Source organism: Sandarakinorhabdus limnophila DSM 17366, assembly GCF_000420765.1.
GTDB classification, from domain to species: Bacteria; Pseudomonadota; Alphaproteobacteria; order Sphingomonadales; family Sphingomonadaceae; genus Sandarakinorhabdus; species Sandarakinorhabdus limnophila.
The window spans coordinates 181,986-195,222 of the sequence record NZ_ATVO01000007.1; the positions used below are offsets into that span (position 1 = coordinate 181,986).

Sequence of the window (13,237 nt, forward strand, 5' to 3'; positions counted from 1 at the left end):
CGGATCAGGCCGCCAACGCGGCGGCGAGGCGATTGCGAATGGCGATCAGGGCCTGGCGATCCGGACCTGGCCTGCTGGCAGCGGGCATCGTGGCAGGAGACGCCGGCTCTTTCGCCGCTGCACCCTTTCCGGCCAGGGCCAGCTGCGCGCCGCGGATGGTCATGCCATCATCGTGCAGCAACGCCTTGATCTGGCGCAGCAAACTCATGTCCACCGGGCGGTAGTAGCGGCGCCCGCCGGCGCGCTTCAGAGGCTGCAGCATAGAAAAGCGGGTTTCCCAAAAGCGCAGCACATGCGCCGGAACGCCGATCTCTTCGGCAGCTTCGGAAATGGTGCGGAACGCTGTATCGGATTTTTCAGTCACGTTCCGCCTTCTCGCTTACTTGTTGATCGCTTCGCGCAGCAGCTGGCTGGGCCGGAAGGTCAACACGGTGCGCGGCTCGATTGGCACTTCGACCCCGGTCTTGGGATTGCGGCCAACGCGCAAGCCCTTGCTTCGCAACACGAAACTGCCGAAACTCGAAATCTTGATGTTGCCGCCGGCAATCAGGGCATCGCTGATGCGATCCAGAACCTGTTCGACCAGTTGCGCCGATTCGGTGCGCGACAGGCCAATTTCACGATGAACCGCGTCGGCCAGATCGGCACGTGTGACGCTTCCTGCTGCTGTGGTGGCCACGACTTCCCCCCATTTTGCTGCCTGCCCAGCAGCGATTGACCCGATTGGTGAGGCAAAACGGCAAACGTACCCTGTTATTGCGTGATTTTACGCGATTTTTCGCGATTCGCTATACCTATTGTCGCACCCCCGATTTCGGGGGCGATCCGGCTACCAGCGGACGGCCGCGGCACCCCAGGTGAAGCCGCCGCCCATGGCTTCCAGCAGCAGCAAATCGCCGGGCTGGATGCGGCCATCGCGCACGGCTGTGTCCAACGCCAGCGGCACCGAAGCGGCCGACGTGTTGGCGTGGCTGTCGACCGTCACCACCACCTGATCGGGTGAAATGTTCAGCTTCTTCGCGGTGGCTTCCAGGATGCGCAGATTGGCCTGGTGCGGCACCACCCATGCGACATCGCTGGCTTGCAGAGATGCCGCCTCAAGAACTTCGCCCATCACGCTGGAAAGATTGGTGACGGCGTGGCGGAAAACTTCCTTGCCCTTCATCCGCAGCTTGCCGGTGGTGCCGGTTGAACCCGGTCCGCCATCAACATAGAGCAGATCGTTGTAGCGCCCGTCGCTGTGTAGGCGGCAGGCGATGACGCCGCGATCACTGGCATTGTCGCCGGGCTGCGCCTGCGCTTCCAGCACGATGGCGCCCGCGCCATCGCCGAACAGCACGGCGGTGGTGCGGTCGTCCCAATCAAGGATGTGGCTGAAGGTTTCGGCGCCGATCACCAGCGCGCGATTGTGGCCACCAGTGGCCAGCAGAGAATCCGCCACGGTGAGGGCATAGAGGAAACCCGAACACACCGCAGCCACATCAAACGCGACGCCGTGTATCATGCCCAGCTTGTGCTGCACCACGGTGGCGACGGCGGGAAAGGTTTGATCCGGCGTGGCGGTGGCGACAATGATCAGATCAATGTCGGCCGGGGACTTGCCGGCGGCTTCCAGCGCGCGCTGTGCGGCGGCGACGGCAAGGTCAGACGTGAACTCGCCCGGAGCCGCAATATGGCGACGGCGGATGCCAGTGCGCTCGATGATCCATTCATCCGACGTGTCGAGCCGGGCGGCCAGATCCGTGTTGCTCAGCACGGTTTGCGGCAGATAGCTGCCGGTGCCGATAATGACGGAACGGCGCTTGCTCATGCCGCGTCGGGCTCCAGGGTGGTCGCCAGCGCCATGTTAACGCCGGCGAGATCGTCGCGAATGCGGCGGTTGACGTCGTCGGTCACCAGATCATGTGCCACGCCGATGGCATTGGCGAGGCCCCGGGCATTGGCGCTGCCGTGGCTTTTGACCACGATGCCGTTGAGGCCCAGGAACACCGCGCCATTGTGGGCGTTAGGATCGAGATGGGCACGCAGCGATTCGAGCGCGCCGCGGGCGATGAAATAGCCCAGCTTGCCCCAGATCGACGAGCGAAAGGCATTGCCGAGCAGGCCGGTGACCAGACGACTGGTGCCTTCGGCCGTCTTCAAGGCAATGTTGCCGGAGAAGCCATCGGTGACCACCACATCGACATCGCCGGAACCGATCTTGTCCCCTTCGACAAAGCCGAGGAACTGCATCGGCAGGCGCGCGCCTTTCAGCACGGTCGCGGCAGCGCGGATCTCGCCGGTGCCCTTCAATTCTTCCTCGCCGATGTTGAGCAGGGCGACCTTGGGGCGTTCCAGCCCCAGCACGGTGCGTGCAAACGCCGCGCCCATCACAGCAAACTGCACGAGGTTGGTGACATCGCATTCGGTGTTGGCGCCCAGATCGAGCATCACCGATTCGGATTTCAGCGTGGGCAGCACCGCCGCCAGGGCCGGGCGATCAATGCCCGGCATGGTGCGCAGCGAGAACAGCGACATCGCCATCAGGGCGCCAGTGTTGCCGGCCGAAACGGCGGCATTGGCCTTGCCCTGTTTCACGGCATCGATGGCCATGCCCATTGATGTGGTGCGGGCCCGGCGCAGGGCTTGGCTGGGCTTGTCGCTCATGGCGACAACATCTTCGCTGTGGATGACTTCAGCGCGCGCGGCGAGGCGCGGCCAGCGCGCCAGTTCAGCAGCGATCACCGGCTGGTGGCCGAACAGCAAGAAGGAAAGGCGCGGATAGCGTTCGGCAGCAATATCAGCCGCAGCAACGGCTTCGGCGGCGCCGGCCTCGCCGCTCATCACATCAAGCGCAATGACCGGATCCCGGTTTGGCGTGCCTGTCATAGGAAACCGGGCCAGCCTGCCGGGCACCAAGTCAGGCTTCGACGGCGACGACTTCGCGGCCGTTGTAGAAGCCGCAGGCCCCGCACAGGTTGTGCGGTAGCTTGAGCTCACCGCAGTTCGGGCATTCCTGGAACTGGGTCGCGGTCAGCGCGTGATGGCTGCGACGCATGTTGCGGCGGGAAGGCGAGGTCTTGCGCTTGGGAACGGCCATGAGGCACCTGTATCCATCAATCTGAAAGCGGTCGTTAGTGCCCCAACCCGGTGCGTCCTGAATGCCAACGGCCACAGCAAAAGGCCGGGCCAGATGCCCCGGATTAACGGCGAAGGAGGCGGCTATATTCGATTCTGCCTGAAGTGCAAGCAGGAATGGCATGAGGGGATGTTGCGGGCCTGTGAAAATGCCTCTCGCGCCCGCGTAGTGGGATGGGCTAACACAGCGCCGTGTTGACCGCGCTTGCCATCCAGAATGTCGTGCTGATCGAGGCGTTGGCCATCGAGTTCGCGCCGGGCCTTGTTGTGCTTACGGGCGAGACAGGGGCGGGCAAATCCATCCTGCTTGATGCGCTGGGGCTCGTGCTGGGCAGCCGTGCCGATGCGGGGCTGGTGCGGGCTGGCAGCGATACGGCGCGGGTGGTGGCAGAATTTGATGTGGGCGCAGGTCATCCGGCTCGCGCGCTGCTGGCGGAAAACGAGCTGGAGGCCGATGGCGCCATCATCCTGCGCCGCCAATTGAAGGCCGATGGCGGCAGCCGGGCGTTCGTGAATGATCAGCCGGTTTCGGCGACGCTGCTGCGCGAATTGGGCGCGGCACTGGTGGAAATCCACGGCCAGCATGACGAACGCGGGCTGTTGAGCCCGAAGGGGCATCGGGCGCTGCTGGATCAGTTTGCGGGTCTTGGTGACCATCTGCTGGCGGCTCGTGACAATTGGGAGGCGGCACGGGCGGCGCGGGCGGCGGCGGCTGGCGCACGCGCGAAATTGGCTGCTGACCAACGTGATCGCGAGTGGCTGGAGCATGCCGTGGCCGAACTGGACGCGCTGGACATGCAGCCAGGCGAGGAGGAAGAACTCGCGCTCGCTCGCGCCGCCATGCAGAAGGGCGCGCGGCTGACCGACGACCTGGCGACGATCTCGGAACTGTTTGGGCAGGGTAGCACCACCTTGGCGCAGGGCGCCCGCCGGCTCGACCGGATTTCGGGTGAGCATTCGCTGCTTACCGCTGCGCTCGAGGCGCTGGACCGAGCGCTGGTGGAGGCTGGCGAGGCGGAGACAAAGCTGGCCGAAGCTGTTCACGCGCTGGATGCCGATCCGGCGCGGCTGGAGCAGGTGGAAAGCCGGCTGTTTGAACTGCGCGGTCTGGCCCGCAAGCATAAGGTGACGGCCGAGGCGCTGCCAGTGCTGGCGGCGGAACTGAAGGCGCGCGCAGCCGCGCTGGTGGCGGGCGAGGAAGGGCTGGCGGCGCTGGATGCAGCGGTGGTGAAGGCCGAGGCGGCCTATGCAAGCGCGGCCGCTGCCCTGAGCAAGGCCCGGGTTGCCGCCGCCTCCCGACTGGATGCGGCGGTCGCGGCCGAACTCAAGCCGCTGAAGCTCGACGCCGCGCGCTTCCGCACCCGCATCACCCCTCTGCCGCAGAGCGAGTGGGGGCCGGAGGGGCAGGAACGGGTGGAATATGAGATCGCCACCAACCCCGGCGCCGATTTCGCCCCGCTGATCAAGATTGCTTCGGGCGGGGAACTTTCGCGCTTCATCCTAGCGCTGAAGGTGGCGCTGGCCAGCACCGGCAGCGCCGGCACCATGATTTTCGACGAGATTGATCGCGGCGTTGGCGGCGCGGTGGCATCGGCCATTGGTGACCGGCTGGCGCGGCTGGCCGGCGAGGCGCAGGTGCTGGTTGTCACCCACAGCCCGCAGGTGGCGGCGCGTGGCCACAGCCAGTGGCGGATCGAAAAATCGGTGGAAGACGGCAGCACTCGCACCAGCCTTGCCCAGCTGGCGCCGACCGAGCGCCAGGAAGAAATTGCCCGCATGTTGTCGGGCGCCGATGTTACCCCCGAAGCCCGCGCGCAGGCGGCCCGGCTGTTAGAAGGAGTTTGATCCATGGTTGCTTTTGATCGTCGCCAACTGCTTTCGGCTATCGCTCTGGCGGCCGCTGGGCCAGCGGCCGCGCAACTGCCGCTGCGTCGCCAGGCCCCGCTGAGGCATGATGCGGTACAGTCGCTGATCGATGCCTATGTCGCCAAGGGCGCGGTGCCCGGCGCCGTGGTGGCGCTGGTGGAGCCAGGCAAGCACAAGCCGGTGTTCGTCTCGGCCGGGGTGACGGCCTTTGGCGGCAACGAGAAGGCCACGCCCGATACGCTATGGCGGATCTATTCGATGTCCAAGCCGATCACGGCGATGGCCATCATGCAGCGCGTGGCCACCGGCGAATTGAAGTTGGATCAGCCGATCGCCGACATCATGCCGGAATTTCGCGACATGAAGGTGCTCGTCGGTCCCGACAAGGGCCTCGAATCGCGCCCGGCGGCCCGCCCGATCACCGTGCGTCACCTGCTCACCCACACGGCGGGTTTTTCCTATACGATCAACGGCAACGGCCCGCTGGAAAAGGAATACAAGCGGCTGGGCATCCAGCCCGGCAGCGTGCCGGCCTTCCTGCAGCCCGGCGACGGCGCGCTGCCCGATTTGCAGGTGATGGCACAATCCTTGGCTGGCCTGCCGCTGGCGCTCGATCCCGGCACGGCGTGGAAATATTCGATCAGTCTCGATGTTGCCGGCGCGCTGCTGGAACGGCTGACCGGCATGAGCTTTGACAAGGTGCTGGAGCAGCAGATCCTGGGGCCCCTGGGCATGAAGGACACCGGTTTCTGGGCGAAGGACAAGACGCGTCTGGCAGCCAATTATCTGTGGACCGCGCCCGGTACCACCAAGGTGCTGGAGAAACCGATTCCGATCTCGGTGCTGGAAAAGGATGGCTTCACCACGCGGCCGCGCCTGCTGTCGGGCGGCGGCGGGATGGTGGGATCGGCGCGGGATTATGCGAAATTTGCCCAGATGGTCCTGAACGAAGGCGAATATGAAGGCCGCACCATCCTGCCGCGGGGCACGGCGCGCCTGGCAACCAGCAACCTCATGCCGCCCGGCGTGTTTTTCGACAATCAGCACGGCTTTGGTGCCGGCGGGCGGGTGACCCTGTTTGATACCCGCCAGGGCGCTGGCCTGAGCCGGGCCGGCTGGGCCGGCAGCACGGCCGATGCCTTTGGCTGGGGCGGGGCCGCCGGCACCCTGTTCATGGCCGATAGTGTGCGCCAGTTCGGCGTGGTGCTGATGTTGCAGACCATGGGCGACAGCCGGTTGCAGCGTGATGCTGATCTGGCGTCGGCGCTGGCCCGGGATGCGGATGGCCGGTGAAACCTGAGGGCCTTGTTCGCTGGCTGGTGCGGCTGGTTCTGGCGCTGGCCTATGGCTTTGTGGGCTATGTCCATCTGAAAAGCCCGGAAGGCTTTCTACCGATCATGCCCGAATTCGTGCCGTTTCCGCGCGAAGTGGTGTTGGCCACCGGCGTGGCGGAAATTGCCGGCGCCATCGGCCTGATGATCCCGCGCCTGCGTGTCGCGGCGGCATGGGGCCTTGCGGCCTATGCAGTGTGCGTATTCCCGGCCAACATCAAGCACGCAGTGGAAGGCATTGCTCTGGGCGGACAAGTGGCCGGCATGGGCTATCACGTGCCGCGTTTGCTGGCCCAGCCGGTGATCGTCTGGTGGGCCCTGTGGGCCGGCGGCATCACCGATTGGCCGTTCAGGCGGAAGACGCGCTGATGTTCGTCGGGCATTTCGCGGCACCGATGAGGCTGGCCAGCGCTTGGGCAAGGATACGCATGAACGACGCCCCACCTGTGCCGGCTGTCGCGGGCGCCCAAGGTGGGGAGGCACTCGCGACCCGGCGGCGAGCAGGTCCTGGGGGGATTGAGCGCGCAACCGGTGCCGGCTGTATCTGATAATAATTACACTCGTGTAATGTTCAAGGGGCGGTAGCGAAAAATGTCCCGTTCTCAGGAGAGCGGCGCCAGGGGCAGGTTCCCTGAAGACTGCGTTTACCTGTCGGGCACCGTGTTCTACAGCGGTCTCCGCGATTTCTAGGCGCGTGCGGGTAGCGGCTCGGTGGCGGCCTTACCGGTGCTGAGCGCTGTTCGGCTCTCGATTTGGGGCGTCGAGCTGTAAGCGGCGCTGAAGCCGACGGAGTACTGGGTTCTGCGGATGAACGCTGAGCACGTTTGAGTTGCGAAAGGGCGGGGGGCTTCTCCCGCCCTTTTTGCGTGATATGGCAGCACACATGACCGACACGCTGCCCGTTACCGAGCCCGATGCTGCTGCCGAACTGGCGCGGCTGGCCGAAGCCATCGCCCACCACAGCGAGGCCTATTACCAGAAGGACGCGCCCAAGATTTCGGACGCGGATTACGATGTGCTGGTGCAGCGCAATGCCGCCATCGAAGCGGCGTTTCCGCACCTGGTGCGCAGCGATTCGCCCAGTTTCCGGGTGGGATCGAAGCCGGCGGCGGGCTTTGCCAAGATTACCCATTCAAAGCCGATGCTGAGCCTGGATAATGTGTTCAGCAATGAGGAAGCCCGCGAGTTCGTGGCACGGGTGAAGCGCTTCCTGAACTTGCCCGACGATGCGGACGTGCGCCTGCGCGCCGAAGCCAAGATCGACGGGCTGTCTTGCGCAATGCGGTTTGAAAATGGCCGGCTGGTGCACGGCGCGACGCGCGGTGACGGTGCGGTGGGGGAGGAGGTGACGGCCAATCTCGCCCATGTCACCGGGCTGGCGCACACGCTGCCGGACGGCGCGCCAGCGGTGGCGGAGGTGCGCGGCGAAATCTACATGTCCAAGGCCGGGTTTGCCGCGTTGAACGCGCGGCAAGCTGAGGCTGGCGCCAAGATCTTCGCCAATCCGCGCAATGCGGCCGCCGGCTCGCTGCGCCAGCTTGATCCGGCGATCAGCGCCAGCCGGCCGCTGGCCTTCATCGTCCACGGCTGGGGCGAGATGAGTGCGACGCCGGGCGCCACCCAGAGCGAAGTGACGGCGGCGATTGCAAGCTGGGGTTTCGACACCGGCAGTCTGGCGGTGGGCGATGCCACGATGGAGCAATGCCTCGCCTTCACCGTCGATCTGGAGCGCCGGCGGGCTGATCTGCCCTTCGATATCGACGGTGTTGTTTACAAGGTGGAGCGGTTGGACTGGCAGGAGCGGCTGGGCCAGGTGGCGCGCTCGCCGCGTTGGGCCGTGGCGCACAAATTCCCGGCGGAAAAGGCCGAAACCCTGCTGGAAGCGATCGACATCCAGGTTGGCCGCACCGGCGCGCTCACGCCCGTCGCGCGGCTGGCGCCGGTGACCGTGGGAGGCGTCGTCGTCACCAATGCCACGCTGCACAACGAGGACGAGATCGCCCGGCTGGACGTGCGGGTAGGGGACCGGGTGCAGGTGCAGCGCGCCGGAGACGTGATCCCGCAGGTGCTTGGGGTTGTGACGTCAGATGCACCGCGCGGTGCGCCGTTCGTCTTCCCCGATCATTGCCCGGCCTGCGGTTCCACGGCGGTGCGCGAAGAGGATGGCGCTGTGAAACGCTGCACCGGTGGGCTGACCTGCCCGGCGCAGCGGCACGAGCGACTGCGGCACTTCGTGTCGCGCAATGCCTTCGACATCGAAGGACTGGGCACCGAGCGGCTAGAATTGTTCGCCAACGAGGGGCTGATCGAAGGGCCGGTCTCGCTGTTCCGGCTGCGCGACAGGCGCGAGGCGCTGTTGGCGCTGCCCGGTTTCAAGGAAAAGAGTGTCGACAAACTGCTCGCCGCCATCGACGAGCGGCGCAGCGTTAGCCTCGATCGCTTCCTGTTCGCGCTCGGCATCCGCCATGTTGGCGAGGTGACGGCGCGCGATCTGGCCCGGGCCTTCCGTTCGGCCGAGGCGGTGCAGGACGCAGCAACAGGCGAGGATGCGGTCATTCGGCTGACGGCGGTCAACGGCATCGGCGCCATTGTCGCCGAAGCCCTGATCGATTTCCTCGCCGAACCGCACAATCGTGACACGCTGGCCGCCCTGCTGGCTGAAGTATCGCCGCAGCCGCTGCCGGAGGTGAAACAGACCGGGCTTTCGGGCAAGACCATCGTTTTCACCGGCGCGCTGGAGAAATGCACCCGCGAGGAAGCCGAGGCCCAGGCTGAACTGCTCGGCGCCAAGACGTCGGGCAGCGTGTCGGCAAAAACCAGCCTGCTCGTCGCCGGGCCGGGGGCGGGATCAAAGCTCGCCAAGGCGCAAGCGCTTGGAATCCAGGTGGTTGATGAAGATGGCTGGCTGGCGCTGGTGGCGCAGGCGCAAACTGAGTCCTGACTAGATGTAATCCATGCGTTCAGGGCATGGCTGATGCCCGATCTGCTGCACTGCACAAAGGCGTGTGACAGTCTTATTACAGCTCTTGTCAGCCGGGAATTGGCCCGGCTCATCAACAGGAGCGTACCAATGAAAGTCGTATCGACTGAATTTGAACCGCAGGTGCGCGCTGTTCCGGTTGCCGAAGTCTTGGCCCCGGTCCGCCCCCTGCCGATCCGCAAGCGTCGCATCATGCTGACGCCCGCTGCGGTCGAAGCCCGTCTGTTCCACGCGCTCTAAGGCGCGTTGAACAGGCGCAAGCCTTTAGGCTTGCACCTCTTTCTTCGTCAGAACCAGGCAGGGCCATTCCGCCCTGCGGTCCATCGGCCACGCCGGCACCAACCCGTGCCGGCGATAGGCGTTGGCGACGGCGCGTTGCTGGTGGTGGAGAAGCCCCGCCATCACCAGCACGCCGCCGGGCGCGATCACCCGCGCCATGTCCCGCGCCAGCGCGATCAGCGGCGGCGCCAATATGTTGGCCAGCACCAGATCATAGGGCGCCCGATTGCGCAGCGCCGGGGCAGCAAGCCCTGGGCAAACCGCCAGAGCCATGCGCCCGGCACATGTTCCTGCGACAAAATGGTTCAGCGCCAGATTTTCCGCCGCCACGTCGATGGCGATTGGATCGATGTCGCTGGCAATGGCCCGTGCGCTGCGATTGGCCTGCAGGGCCGCCATGGCCAGCACACCGGTGCCGGTGCCGATATCGGCGATGTTCCGGAAATCACGGATTTCTTTCAGGCGCGCTATCGCCGCCATGCAGCCATGCGTGGTGGCGTGCTGGCCGGTGCCGAAGGCCAGGCCTGCTTCGATGCGGAAGGCCCAATCGCCGATGCGCACCGCATCGGCGTGATCGGCGGTGTGGATGATGAAGCGCCCGGCCCGCACCGGCACCAGGTCGCGCTGCGACATGGTCGTCCAGTCGGCTTCGGGCAGGTCTTCCAGCATTGGGTTGGCGGCAGACGGGAACAGGCCGATGACCAGATCGACCGACGCGGCATCCGGTTCGTCAGCGAAATAGGCGGTCAACACCCAGTTATCGGGTTTGGACGGGTCGGGCTCCTCGACATTGAGCGTTGGTGGTTCCTCCATCAACTCGAACAGGTCGGGCAGGGTTTCTGCTTCGGCGCGGTTGACCGCGAAACGCAGCGCCCAGCTCATGCGGGCCGCACCGCGCCGTCGGCAAATATGTGGCTGCAATTCAGGGCCTTGGCCTCTGCACCCGCTTCCAGCGCCGCCACCGTGATCCAGCCCTGCTGGCGCAATTCGGCCCCGATATCGGCCGAGGTGCCGACGGGCAGCAACACGCGGGTGCGGGCTTCCTGGCCCAGACCAAGATCAACCAGCCCATCGACATAGAGCGAGAAGCCGATCGCAGCCTCCTGCCGGCCATCGCCATGCGCGACCGTGTAGGCGCCGCCGCGGCCGACTTCGGCCATCAGGCCGGCGCCGAACAATGAGAAGCCCAGCCAAGTCTGATATTCAAAGCCGTGGCGCTCGGTGGGGTCGAGTGTCACGGAGACGCCGTTCAGGCCATCAGCCAGCGCGGCAATCGCATCCAGTCGCGCCAGCACAGCATTGGGCAGATCAAGCTGCTTCAGCGCCGCCAGTGCACTGTGTACCGGGCCAGCAGCGGCGATCAGCGGCACATATTGATCGGCACCGGCGGCGCGCAGGGCGCCGACATCCTTGCCGTCCAGCCAGGCCTGCACGTCGCTGAGCGACGCACGGCCCAACGACCAGCCGGCAGCAGCGAGATCGGCAACCAGCGTTGGCATGGTGAGATCGACCGAAAGCCCGGTGAGGCCCGTGGCGGTCAGCGCCTCCACGGCGACGGCCAGCACCTCGGCGGCGGCGGCCGGGCTGTCGCTGCCGATCAGTTCGGCGCCAGCCTGGGTGCGCTCGCGTTCGGGCGAAAGCTGATCACCGCGCACGCGCGCCACTTGCCCGGCATACATCAGCCGCAGCGGACGCGCCTGCCCGGCAAGGCGGGTGACGGCGATGCGGCCAACCTGGCCGGTGATGTCGGAACGCAGCGCCAGCGTCATCTGGCTGACCGGATCGGTGAAGCGCAGGCGTTCGCGGCTGCTGCCACTGGCCAGGCTGGCTTCATATTCGATCAGCGGCGGCGCCACCCGTTCATAACCATGGGCGGCGCACACATCGGTGAGGGTGCGCACCAGGCTGGCTAGGGCTTGGGCTTGCGGCGGCAGCCGATCGCGCAACCCTTCGGGGAGGAGGCCGAAACTTGTCATGGGGAGGCGGTTAGCGGCAAGCGGGGAGGGCAGCAAGCGCTTCCTCCCCGCCAGCCATCACACGAAGCGCAGGGCGCTGGCCACCTTCACGCCGGGCAGGGCGCGGATGGTGGTGAGCAGCGCGTTGGGGATGGCGTTGTCGACGGAGAGCAGCAGCACGGCCTCGTCACCGGCATCGCGGCGGCCAAGGTGGAAGGTGCCGATGTTCACGTCGCTGCCGCCCAGCGCGGTGCCCAGGCGGCCGATGAAGCCCGGCTTGTCCTCGTTGACGATGTAGAGCATGTCGCCGGCGAGATCGGCTTCGACGGTGATGCCGAAAATCTCGGTGAGGCGCGGCTTGCTGTTGCCGAACAGGGTGCCCGCGACGGTGCGCGGACCGCTGGCGGTCATCACCGTCACGCGCAGCAGCGTGTGATAATCGGTTTCGCGGTCGTGGCGCACTTCGGCAATCTCGATCTCGCGTTCGCGAGCCAAGTAAGGCGCGTTGACCATGTTGACCGTGTCGCTGTGCGTGCGCATCAGGCCGGCCAGCACGGCCGCCGTGATCGGCTTCAGGTTCAGCTGGGCAGCCGCACCTTCCACTTCAACACGCACTGACTTGATGCCTTCGTTGTCGAGCTGGCCCACCAGGCTGCCCAGCCGTTCGGCCAGCGCCATGTAGGGCTTGAGGCGTGGGGCCTCTTCGGCCGACAGTGACGGCATGTTGAGCGCGTTGGTGACGCCGCCAGTGAGCAGGAAATCGCTGAGCTGTTCCGCCACCTGGATGGCGACATTCACCTGGGCTTCGTCGGTCGATGCACCAAGGTGCGGGGTGGAGACGAAGTTGGGCGTGCCGAACAGCGGCGAGGCCTTGGCCGGTTCTTCCAGGAACACATCGAGCGCGGCGCCGGCGATATGACCGCTGTCGAGCAGTTCCTTCAGCGCCACTTCGTCGATCAGGCCGCCGCGCGCGCAATTGACGATGCGGATGCCCGGCTTGCACTTCAGCAGATTTTCGCGGGACAGGATGTTGCGGGTGCTATCAGTCAGCGGCGTGTGCAGGCTGATGAAATCGGCACCGGTCAGCAGTTCATCGAGCGTCACCTTGGTCACGCCCATGTGCTCGGCGCGTTCCGGGGTGAGGAACGGATCGAAGGCGATCACCTTCATCTTCAGGCCCAATGCACGATCAGCGACGATGCTGCCGATGTTGCCGGCGCCGATCAGGCCCAGCGTTTTTGCCGTCACTTCGACGCCCATGAAGCGGTTCTTTTCCCACTTGCCGGCCTGGGTGGAGGCGTCAGCTTCGGGCAGCTGGCGGGCCAGCGCAAACATCAGGGCGATGGCGTGTTCGGCGGTGGTGATCGAGTTGCCGAACGGCGTGTTCATGACGACGACGCCGAGCGCGGAAGCGGCCGGGATATCGACATTGTCCACCCCGATGCCGGCGCGGCCCACCACCTTCAGATTGGTGGCGGCGGCGAGCACCTCCTTGGTGACCTTGGTGGAGGAACGGATGGCGAGGCCATCATAATTGCCGATGATCTTGATCAGCTCGTCTTTTGACAGGCCGGTGATTTCGTCCACTTCGATGCCGCGAGCGCGGAAGATCTCGGCGGCCTTGGGGGACATCTGATCGGAAATGAGGACTTTGGGCATGGGTGTTGCTCCGGGAATAGGTGTCCGGCGTCGGGGCCGGGAAGGGGGCG

General features: G+C 65.7%; 13 protein-coding genes. 5 read left to right on the top strand and 8 right to left on the bottom strand.

What is annotated here, in order from left to right:
• Positions 1-4: 4 nt before the first annotated feature.
• From G566_RS0110425 to rpmF, 5 genes are all read right to left on the bottom strand, one after another.
• Positions 5-364 carry a MerR family transcriptional regulator gene (locus G566_RS0110425; protein WP_022680615.1) on the bottom strand — a complete coding sequence of 120 codons (360 nt, stop codon included), beginning with the start codon at positions 362-364 and terminating at the stop codon, positions 5-7.
• A 15-nt stretch (positions 365-379) separates the two neighbouring features.
• The gene (locus G566_RS0110430) at positions 380-679 is read right to left on the bottom strand and encodes an integration host factor subunit alpha (RefSeq protein WP_022680616.1); all 300 of its coding nucleotides are present in this window, start codon (positions 677-679) and stop codon (positions 380-382) included.
• Positions 680-829: 150 nt separating this feature from the next.
• Entirely contained in the window at positions 830-1,810 is a 981-nt protein-coding gene (locus tag G566_RS0110435) for a beta-ketoacyl-ACP synthase III (RefSeq protein WP_022680617.1), read from the bottom strand.
• A complete protein-coding gene (gene plsX, locus G566_RS0110440) occupies positions 1,807-2,868 on the bottom strand; it encodes a phosphate acyltransferase PlsX (RefSeq protein WP_022680618.1) in 1,062 nt (353 codons plus the stop codon). The genes G566_RS0110435 and plsX overlap by 4 nt, the downstream gene beginning before the upstream one ends.
• A gap of 31 nt (positions 2,869-2,899) precedes the next feature.
• Positions 2,900-3,079 (bottom strand): 50S ribosomal protein L32, encoded by a 180-nt coding sequence (rpmF, locus tag G566_RS0110445; protein WP_022680619.1) that lies wholly within the window; start codon positions 3,077-3,079, stop codon positions 2,900-2,902.
• A gap of 230 nt (positions 3,080-3,309) precedes the next feature.
• On the opposite strand from rpmF, the gene recN reads away from it, so the two are divergent.
• The 5 genes from recN (at position 3,310) to G566_RS15445 (ending at position 9,534) form a co-directional block, all read left to right on the top strand.
• On the top strand, positions 3,310-4,962 hold the full coding sequence (recN, locus tag G566_RS0110450) for a DNA repair protein RecN (RefSeq protein ID WP_022680620.1): 1,653 nt from the start codon (positions 3,310-3,312) through the stop codon (positions 4,960-4,962).
• 3 nt (positions 4,963-4,965) lie between these two features.
• Complete coding sequence (locus G566_RS14175; protein WP_022680621.1) at positions 4,966-6,276, top strand: serine hydrolase domain-containing protein; 1,311 nt, start codon at positions 4,966-4,968, stop codon at positions 6,274-6,276.
• Entirely contained in the window at positions 6,273-6,683 is a 411-nt protein-coding gene (locus tag G566_RS0110460; protein WP_022680622.1) for a DoxX family protein, read from the top strand. Before G566_RS14175 ends, G566_RS0110460 begins: the two co-directional genes overlap by 4 nt.
• A gap of 514 nt (positions 6,684-7,197) precedes the next feature.
• Entirely contained in the window at positions 7,198-9,255 is a 2,058-nt protein-coding gene (ligA, locus tag G566_RS0110465) for an NAD-dependent DNA ligase LigA (RefSeq protein ID WP_022680623.1), read from the top strand.
• A 33-nt stretch (positions 9,256-9,288) separates the two neighbouring features.
• Positions 9,289-9,534 (top strand): hypothetical protein, encoded by a 246-nt coding sequence (locus G566_RS15445; RefSeq protein ID WP_156874499.1) that lies wholly within the window; start codon positions 9,289-9,291, stop codon positions 9,532-9,534.
• A gap of 24 nt (positions 9,535-9,558) precedes the next feature.
• Here the strand turns inward: G566_RS15445 and G566_RS14180 are convergent, their stop codons facing one another.
• From G566_RS14180 to serA, 3 genes are read right to left on the bottom strand one after another with little or no spacing between them, the layout of a single operon-like run.
• The gene (locus G566_RS14180; protein ID WP_022680625.1) at positions 9,559-10,455 is read right to left on the bottom strand and encodes a 50S ribosomal protein L11 methyltransferase; all 897 of its coding nucleotides are present in this window, start codon (positions 10,453-10,455) and stop codon (positions 9,559-9,561) included.
• A complete protein-coding gene (locus G566_RS0110480; protein WP_022680626.1) occupies positions 10,452-11,549 on the bottom strand; it encodes an ATP phosphoribosyltransferase regulatory subunit in 1,098 nt (365 codons plus the stop codon). The genes G566_RS14180 and G566_RS0110480 overlap by 4 nt, the downstream gene beginning before the upstream one ends.
• Positions 11,550-11,606: 57 nt before the next feature.
• A complete protein-coding gene (gene serA, locus G566_RS0110485) occupies positions 11,607-13,187 on the bottom strand; it encodes a phosphoglycerate dehydrogenase (RefSeq protein ID WP_022680627.1) in 1,581 nt (526 codons plus the stop codon).
• Positions 13,188-13,237 lie beyond the last annotated feature (50 nt).

What these genes read in the sequence shown, in the direction of transcription:
- G566_RS0110435 (WP_022680617.1), bottom strand. Translation starts at nt 1,810, where the DNA reads ATGAGCAAGCGCCGTTCCGTCATTATCGGCACCGGCAGCTATCTGCCG.
- serA (WP_022680627.1), bottom strand. Translation starts at nt 13,187, where the DNA reads ATGCCCAAAGTCCTCATTTCCGATCAGATGTCCCCCAAGGCCGCCGAG.
- G566_RS0110480 (WP_022680626.1), bottom strand. Translation starts at nt 11,549, where the DNA reads ATGACAAGTTTCGGCCTCCTCCCCGAAGGGTTGCGCGATCGGCTGCCG.
- rpmF (WP_022680619.1), bottom strand. Translation starts at nt 3,079, where the DNA reads ATGGCCGTTCCCAAGCGCAAGACCTCGCCTTCCCGCCGCAACATGCGT.
- G566_RS14175 (WP_022680621.1), top strand. Translation starts at nt 4,966, where the DNA reads ATGGTTGCTTTTGATCGTCGCCAACTGCTTTCGGCTATCGCTCTGGCG.
- G566_RS15445 (WP_156874499.1), top strand. Translation starts at nt 9,289, where the DNA reads ATGCCCGATCTGCTGCACTGCACAAAGGCGTGTGACAGTCTTATTACA.
- G566_RS14180 (WP_022680625.1), bottom strand. Translation starts at nt 10,455, where the DNA reads ATGAGCTGGGCGCTGCGTTTCGCGGTCAACCGCGCCGAAGCAGAAACC.
- ligA (WP_022680623.1), top strand. Translation starts at nt 7,198, where the DNA reads ATGACCGACACGCTGCCCGTTACCGAGCCCGATGCTGCTGCCGAACTG.
- plsX (WP_022680618.1), bottom strand. Translation starts at nt 2,868, where the DNA reads ATGACAGGCACGCCAAACCGGGATCCGGTCATTGCGCTTGATGTGATG.